The 5726-nt window shown below is 68.7% G+C and carries 6 protein-coding genes and 2 pseudogenes; 4 read left to right on the top strand and 4 right to left on the bottom strand.

Annotated features, from left to right (window positions below):
• Window positions 1-440: pseudogene (locus QH196_RS04370) on the bottom strand (hypothetical protein); the annotation flags it as partial.
• Between the two features lie 106 nt (window positions 441-546).
• Between QH196_RS04370 and QH196_RS04365 the strand changes: the two are divergent.
• The 3 genes from QH196_RS04365 (at window position 547) to menE (ending at window position 3379) form a co-directional block, all read left to right on the top strand.
• A complete protein-coding gene (locus tag QH196_RS04365; protein WP_280414441.1) occupies window positions 547-1440 on the top strand; it encodes a 1,4-dihydroxy-2-naphthoyl-CoA synthase in 894 nt (297 codons plus the stop codon).
• Window positions 1441-1537: 97 nt separating this feature from the next.
• Window positions 1538-1921, top strand: a complete 384-nt coding sequence (locus QH196_RS04360; RefSeq protein WP_280414440.1) for a VOC family protein — start codon at window positions 1538-1540, stop codon at window positions 1919-1921.
• A 294-nt stretch (window positions 1922-2215) separates the two neighbouring features.
• Entirely contained in the window at window positions 2216-3379 is a 1164-nt protein-coding gene (gene menE / locus QH196_RS04355; RefSeq protein ID WP_280414439.1) for an o-succinylbenzoate--CoA ligase, read from the top strand.
• A gap of 415 nt (window positions 3380-3794) precedes the next feature.
• On the opposite strand, the gene QH196_RS04350 is transcribed toward menE, so the two are convergent.
• On the bottom strand, window positions 3795-4082 hold the full coding sequence (locus tag QH196_RS04350) for a hypothetical protein (protein ID WP_280414438.1): 288 nt from the start codon (window positions 4080-4082) through the stop codon (window positions 3795-3797).
• Window positions 4083-4221: 139 nt separating this feature from the next.
• On the opposite strand from QH196_RS04350, the gene QH196_RS04345 reads away from it, so the two are divergent.
• Window positions 4222-5094 carry a 1,4-dihydroxy-2-naphthoate polyprenyltransferase gene (locus QH196_RS04345; RefSeq protein ID WP_280414437.1) on the top strand — a complete coding sequence of 291 codons (873 nt, stop codon included), beginning with the start codon at window positions 4222-4224 and terminating at the stop codon, window positions 5092-5094.
• A gap of 4 nt (window positions 5095-5098) precedes the next feature.
• Here the strand turns inward: QH196_RS04345 and QH196_RS04340 are convergent, their stop codons facing one another.
• Together QH196_RS04340 and QH196_RS04335 are read right to left on the bottom strand one after the other, a co-directional pair.
• Window positions 5099-5479 carry a phage holin family protein gene (locus QH196_RS04340; protein ID WP_280414436.1) on the bottom strand — a complete coding sequence of 127 codons (381 nt, stop codon included), beginning with the start codon at window positions 5477-5479 and terminating at the stop codon, window positions 5099-5101.
• A gap of 112 nt (window positions 5480-5591) precedes the next feature.
• Window positions 5592-5726: pseudogene (locus QH196_RS04335) on the bottom strand (Fic family protein); the annotation flags it as partial.

Genomic DNA, 5726 nt, shown 5'->3' with positions numbered 1-5726 from the left:
CCACGCGGCGGATCCGCCCACCGTGAGGGCGCGGGTCGTGAGCGCGGCGTCGCCGGGTGCGGTAGCCCGTCCGGGCTGCGGGCCGCGAGGTGCCGCTGTGCTGCACGTTGCCGGTCTCCGGGACATCGCCGGGCCTGCGGTCGCCGCGGGCGGCGGCGGGCCCGTGGGCGGGCGCGGCCGGCGGGACCCTGCTGTTCCGGCGCGCGATACGGTTCGAGCAGTTCGATCAGTGCGTTCACCCGGTCGCGGGCTTCGCGATAGACCTCGTCCGGGGCGTCGACCGAGACCGTCAGGTCCTGCAGGGTGCGCATCCCCGCCACGAATTCACCGAACTCCGGGCCGACCTGGGCCGGGGTGATCTTCGGAAAACCCCCGTGCCTCTCGTACCGATCCTCGTCGACAGCGCTTTCGTCGATCCTCGGTCGGGTCTGCTCGGTCATATAGGCACCGTAACCCGGGATTTTACGGCGTCCAAACAATTCGGCCGAACTGTGGTGAAGTCAACGCAGCGCCGGCGACCCCGCCGCGCCTGATGTAATCACCCCCATGACGTTCAATCCGACGCTGTGGCGCGACGTGGCCGGGTTCGAGGGCCTGACCGATATCACCTACCACCGGCATACCGAACAGGGCACCGTCCGGATCGCGTTCGACCGTCCCGAAGTGCGCAACGCCTTCCGGCCGCATACGGTCGACGAACTCTACGCGGTACTCGACCACGCCCGCACCACCTCCGATGTCGGCGCGGTCCTGCTCACCGGTAACGGTCCGAGCCCCAAGGACGGCGGCTGGGCCTTCTGCTCCGGCGGCGACCAGCGGATACGCGGCCGCAGCGGCTACCAGTACGCCAGCGGCGAGACCGCCGAAACGGTCGACAAGGCCCGCGCCGGCCGCCTGCACATCCTCGAAGTGCAGCGGCTCATCAGGTTCATGCCCAAAGTGGTGATCGCCCTGGTCAACGGCTGGGCCGCCGGCGGCGGGCACAGCCTGCACGTGGTCTGCGACCTCACCCTGGCCAGCCGCGAACACGCCCGGTTCAAACAGACCGACGCCGACGTCGGCAGCTTCGACGGCGGCTACGGCAGCGCCTACCTGGCCAAACTGGTGGGCCAGAAGTTCGCCCGCGAGATCTTCTTCCTCGGCCGCGCCTACACGGCCGAGGAAATGCATGCCATGGGCGCGGTGAACGCCGTCGTCGACCATGCCGAACTCGAGGACGTGGCCCTCGAATGGTCCGCGGCGATCAACGGGAAATCGCCGCAGGCCCAGCGCATGCTCAAATATGCGTTCAACCTCGCCGACGACGGACTGGTCGGCCAGCAGCTCTTCGCCGGTGAGGCCACCCGGATGGCCTATATGACCGACGAAGCCGTCGAAGGCCGCGACTCCTTCCTGGAGAAACGTGCCCCCGACTGGAGCCCCTACCCCTGGTACTTCTGAACCTGCGGCACGCAGGGCATTCGGGCCGGACGGTGGCCTACCCGCATGTGCGTGAGGTCCGGCGGCAACGGCCGGTCTACCCCTAGACTTGCCGGTGATGGACATCCTCAGCAGCCGGATAATCTTGCGCCCCCGCGATTACGCCACCACCCTGGCGTTCTACCGCGACTCACTGGGGTTGGCGACCTTCCGGGAGTACCCGGGCGGCACGGTGTTCTTCGCCGGGCAGTCGCTGATCGAGGTGGCGGGCCACGGCGCTGCGCAGACCGATCCGCAGGGTTTCGCGGGGGCGATCTGGTTGCAGGTCCGTGACCTCGGCGCTGTCGCGGTGGAGTTGACGTTGCGCGGGGTCGCGATCGAGCGGGCCCCGGTGACCGAACCCTGGGGACTGATCGAGATGTGGCTGAAAGATCCGGACGGCGTGCCGATCGTGCTGGTCGAGATCCCGGAGGAGCATCCGCTACGGCGGGACAACCGGTGACCGGGACCGGCTCCGGTTTCTGCCGGGTTGCGAACCCATGGCCCACCGAGCGACGATACGATCGGATGGCCGCCCGATCACCGACGCCCGGTGCGACCGCTTTCGTACCGTCCGACGAGTGAATCGCAGTTCCATGCCTGGCCCAGCCCCATACCGACATCCGGCTCCGGCGCCCTGCACCGGCAGCACCGGCCCCTTCTGTCCGCGGCCCGGCCGACGTGACACCATCGCAGCCGTGAGCGAGTACAGCGAGCGCACCATGGTTTTCCGGTTTACCGGGGACAAGGCGCGGCCGTGACGAAAACCCTGCGTACCCTGCCCATACCCACCGGCGGTGGAGTCAGCGATGTGCTCCCGCACCTGCGGCAGGTGCTCGACGACAGCGGTTCGGCCGCCTGGCTGCCGGTGCCCGCCAGCGATCGGCGCGAGGCCCGCCGGTTGAGTGACGCGCTCGCGCCCGGCGAACCGATCGACGACGATATCGCCCTGGTCGTCACGACCTCCGGCACCACGGGTGTACCGAAGGGGGCCATGCTCACCGCGTCCGCGTTGCGCGCCAGCGGCGACGCCACCCACGAACGGCTCGGCGGACCGGGTAGCTGGCTGCTCGCGCTGCCCACCCATCACATCGCCGGACTACAGGTAGTGCTGCGTTCGCTGCTGGCGGGTACGGAACCGACCGTCGTGGACGTCTCCGGCGGCTTCCTCCCCGAAGCCCTCACCGGGGCGATCGCGAGTATGCGCGGGGAACGCCGCTACACCTCGCTGGTACCGACCCAGCTGGTCAAGGTACTCGACGCCCCCGCCGCGACCGCCGCACTGGCCGAACTGGACGCCGTGCTGATCGGCGGCGCCGCCACCCCGCTGCCGCTCTACGAGCGGGCCCGCGCCGCCGGAATCAATATCGTCCGCACCTACGGGATGAGCGAAACCTGCGGCGGCTGCGTCTACGACGGTGTCCCGCTGCGCGGCGCCCGAGTGCGCATCGAGAGCGGTCGTATCCTGCTCGGCGGCGATATGCTGGCCGCCGGTTACCGCAATATGCCCGATCACCCCGCCTTCGCCGAACCCGGCTGGTTCCGCACCGACGACGCGGGCATTTACACCGACGGTGTCCTGCAGGTGCAGGGCCGGCTGGACGAAGCGATCTCCACCGGCGGCCTGCTGGTGATACCGCAGGTCGTGGAGGCGGTCCTGGCGACCCATCCCGCAGTCTCCGAATGCGTGGTTCTGGGCCTGCCCGACGAACGCCTGGGGCAGCGGGTCGTGGTCGCGGTGGTACCGGTACCGGGTGCCGCGCCCACGCTCGACGAACTCCGCGACCACGTGCTGGCAGAACTGGATACCGCCGCCGCGCCCCGCGAACTCGCGCTCGTCGACGACATCCCACTGCTGGGTCCCGGTAAACCCGACCGCGCCGGGCTCCGCAAATACCTGCTCGCGGGATCAGCGTCCTGAGCGGACCGGTTCGCACGGCGTACCGAGCTGAAACGCGACGGCTCGCGCAGCCGGTCTTGCGCTGATCGCCGGCGGTTCACGGGCCGCCCACCCGGAACCAGGCCGTCGGCGACCAGGGTCAGTAGTTCGGCCGCCGGATCGGCACCACCCCAAAAATGTGGCTCCGCGCCGTCTCGGTGCCCCGGATCGCCTGGTCCTCTGCGCACGGCGGACGTTCGAGCAGCCCTACGGCGGATCTCGCCGAGGATACGGAGCCCGGACTACTGGACGGATGGCGTCGTAGCCCGTCCGGGCGCTGCCTTGCGTACCCGCCGAGCCCGGCAGGCACGCAACGAGGCCCGCCGTTCGCCCACCGTGCCGGCTCCCGCCCGGCGGCGCGCGATGTACACAGCTCAGCGTCTCCGGCGCAGCCCGTTCAGGGCTCCTCGTCGGCGTAGGAACCGTCGTAGTCATCACCCATCGGCACTGGGATGGACTGTTCGGCGATATCGACGGGATCCGCGCTCCAGACGTCCCGGGTGCTCCCCGGAGGCGTCACCGCCTCCTCCGGCACCGGGATATCGTCCGGGACCGAACGCGGGTCGATATCGGTGTACGGGGCGTCGTCGGGGTAGGCCGGTGCGTCCTGTTCGGCACGATCGGCCTCGGGCACCGCCTCGAACGTGCCCGGTTCGGCCGTCCGGGAAAGCTTGCGCTCCGCCATAGTGGCTCCTCTCCTCCGTTATGGCCTCGACGGGCGACTACCCGCCGAGTGGAAGATCAGTCCAACGATCTCGACAATGCCCTCGTACGGCCGATCCGGCAAGTACCGTTCCGGCGGCGCACCGGATTAGGCTTCGGGGATGGCTACCGCAGCACAATGGATCGAGGGCGCCCGGCCCCGGACTCTGCCGAACGCGATCGCCCCCGTTCTCGCCGGAACCGGCGCCGCGGCCGCCATCGACGGTGCGGTCTGGTGGAAAGCGCTGCTGGCGCTGGGAGTTTCGATAGCACTGATCATCGGGGTGAATTTCGCCAACGATTACTCCGACGGAATCCGCGGCACCGACGACGAACGCGTCGGCCCACTACGCCTGGTGGGCTCCGGCGTGGCCTCGCCCACAACGGTACGCGGCGCGGCGATCGCGAGCCTGGCGCTGGGCGCGGTCCTGGGCCTGGTCCTGGCCGTGTTGTCGGCCTGGTGGCTGATCCTGATCGGTGCGGTCTGCCTGGCAGGCGCCTGGTTCTACACCGGCGGCAGCAAACCGTACGGCTACCGCGGTTTCGGGGAGATCGCCGTTTTCGTGTTCTTCGGGCTCGTGGCGGTCCTCGGCACCCAGTTCGTCCAGGCCGGGCGGGTCGATTGGGCGGGGTTCGCGCTCGCGGTGGGAATCGGGGCGTTCTCCAGCGCGGTATTGGTGGCGAACAACCTGCGCGATATCCCGACCGATACCGAAACCGGGAAAACGACCCTGGCCGTGAAACTCGGCGATACCCGCACCCGCACGCTGCATCTGGCGCTGCTGGCCGCGCCGTTCGTGATGACCCTGATACTGGCCGCCCGCACCCCCTGGGCGCTGGTCGGACTGCTGGCCGTCCCCCTGGCCGTCCGCGCCAACGCCCCGGTCCGGGCGGACAAGGGCGGACTGGAGCTCATCCCCGCCCTCCGCGATTCGGGTCTGGCCATGCTGGCCTGGTCGGTGCTCAGCGCCCTGGCCCTGGGGTTCGGCGCCTGACCACTCAGTCGTCCGGCAAGATGATGCCGATCGCCCAGTTCACGATGGTGATGATGATCGCCCCCAGCAGCGCGGCCCAGAAACCGTCGATACGCAGACCATAATCGGTGGCCTCGGTGATCCACGCCGTAAGCCACAGCATCAACGCGTTGATCACCAGCAGGAACAAACCGAGGGTCACGATCACCAACGGCAGCGACAACAGTTTCACGATCGGCTTCACGAAAGCATTCACGACCGTGAACACCACCGCCACCGCAAGCAGGACAACGATTTTTGCACCGTTGCCCTGATCCGGCGGGGAAACGAGCTCGATTTTGCCGACCCACAGTGCGGCCAGCCAGATGGCGAATGCGGTTCCGATCAACCGGAGCACAAGCTGCATGCCCCATGCTAAGCACAGGTGCGCTTGCTGTGCTTGTTTTGCGCGCCTTCGGCGCGCGGGTTTTTGGCCCTTTGGTGCCAGCATTTGGCCCAAGAGTGGTTGGGGGGGGGCGCGGGTGGATGGATTCGAACTGGGCATGCGCGATCGCGGCTTGGGCCAGCGCGGGGATGTCGTCCCGGTTGGCGTACCGGATGAGGTCTTGTAGGTATTCGTCGACGGTTTCCGGCGGTGGAGGAACGTAGAGGGC

The organism is Nocardia carnea, from assembly GCF_029868325.1.
GTDB lineage: Bacteria > Actinomycetota > Actinomycetes > Mycobacteriales > Mycobacteriaceae > Nocardia > Nocardia carnea_C.
The sequence above is the reverse complement of the archived record's forward strand: the minus strand, read 5'-3'. Positions and strand labels throughout refer to the sequence as shown.

Excerpts from the sequence above, each read along its gene's own strand:
- QH196_RS04365 (WP_280414441.1), top strand. The coding sequence starts at position 547 with ATGACGTTCAATCCGACGCTGTGGCGCGACGTGGCCGGGTTCGAGGGC.
- QH196_RS04360 (WP_280414440.1), top strand. The coding sequence starts at position 1,538 with ATGGACATCCTCAGCAGCCGGATAATCTTGCGCCCCCGCGATTACGCC.
- QH196_RS04350 (WP_280414438.1), bottom strand. The coding sequence starts at position 4,082 with ATGGCGGAGCGCAAGCTTTCCCGGACGGCCGAACCGGGCACGTTCGAG.
- QH196_RS04345 (WP_280414437.1), top strand. The coding sequence starts at position 4,222 with ATGGCTACCGCAGCACAATGGATCGAGGGCGCCCGGCCCCGGACTCTG.
- QH196_RS04340 (WP_280414436.1), bottom strand. The coding sequence starts at position 5,479 with ATGCAGCTTGTGCTCCGGTTGATCGGAACCGCATTCGCCATCTGGCTG.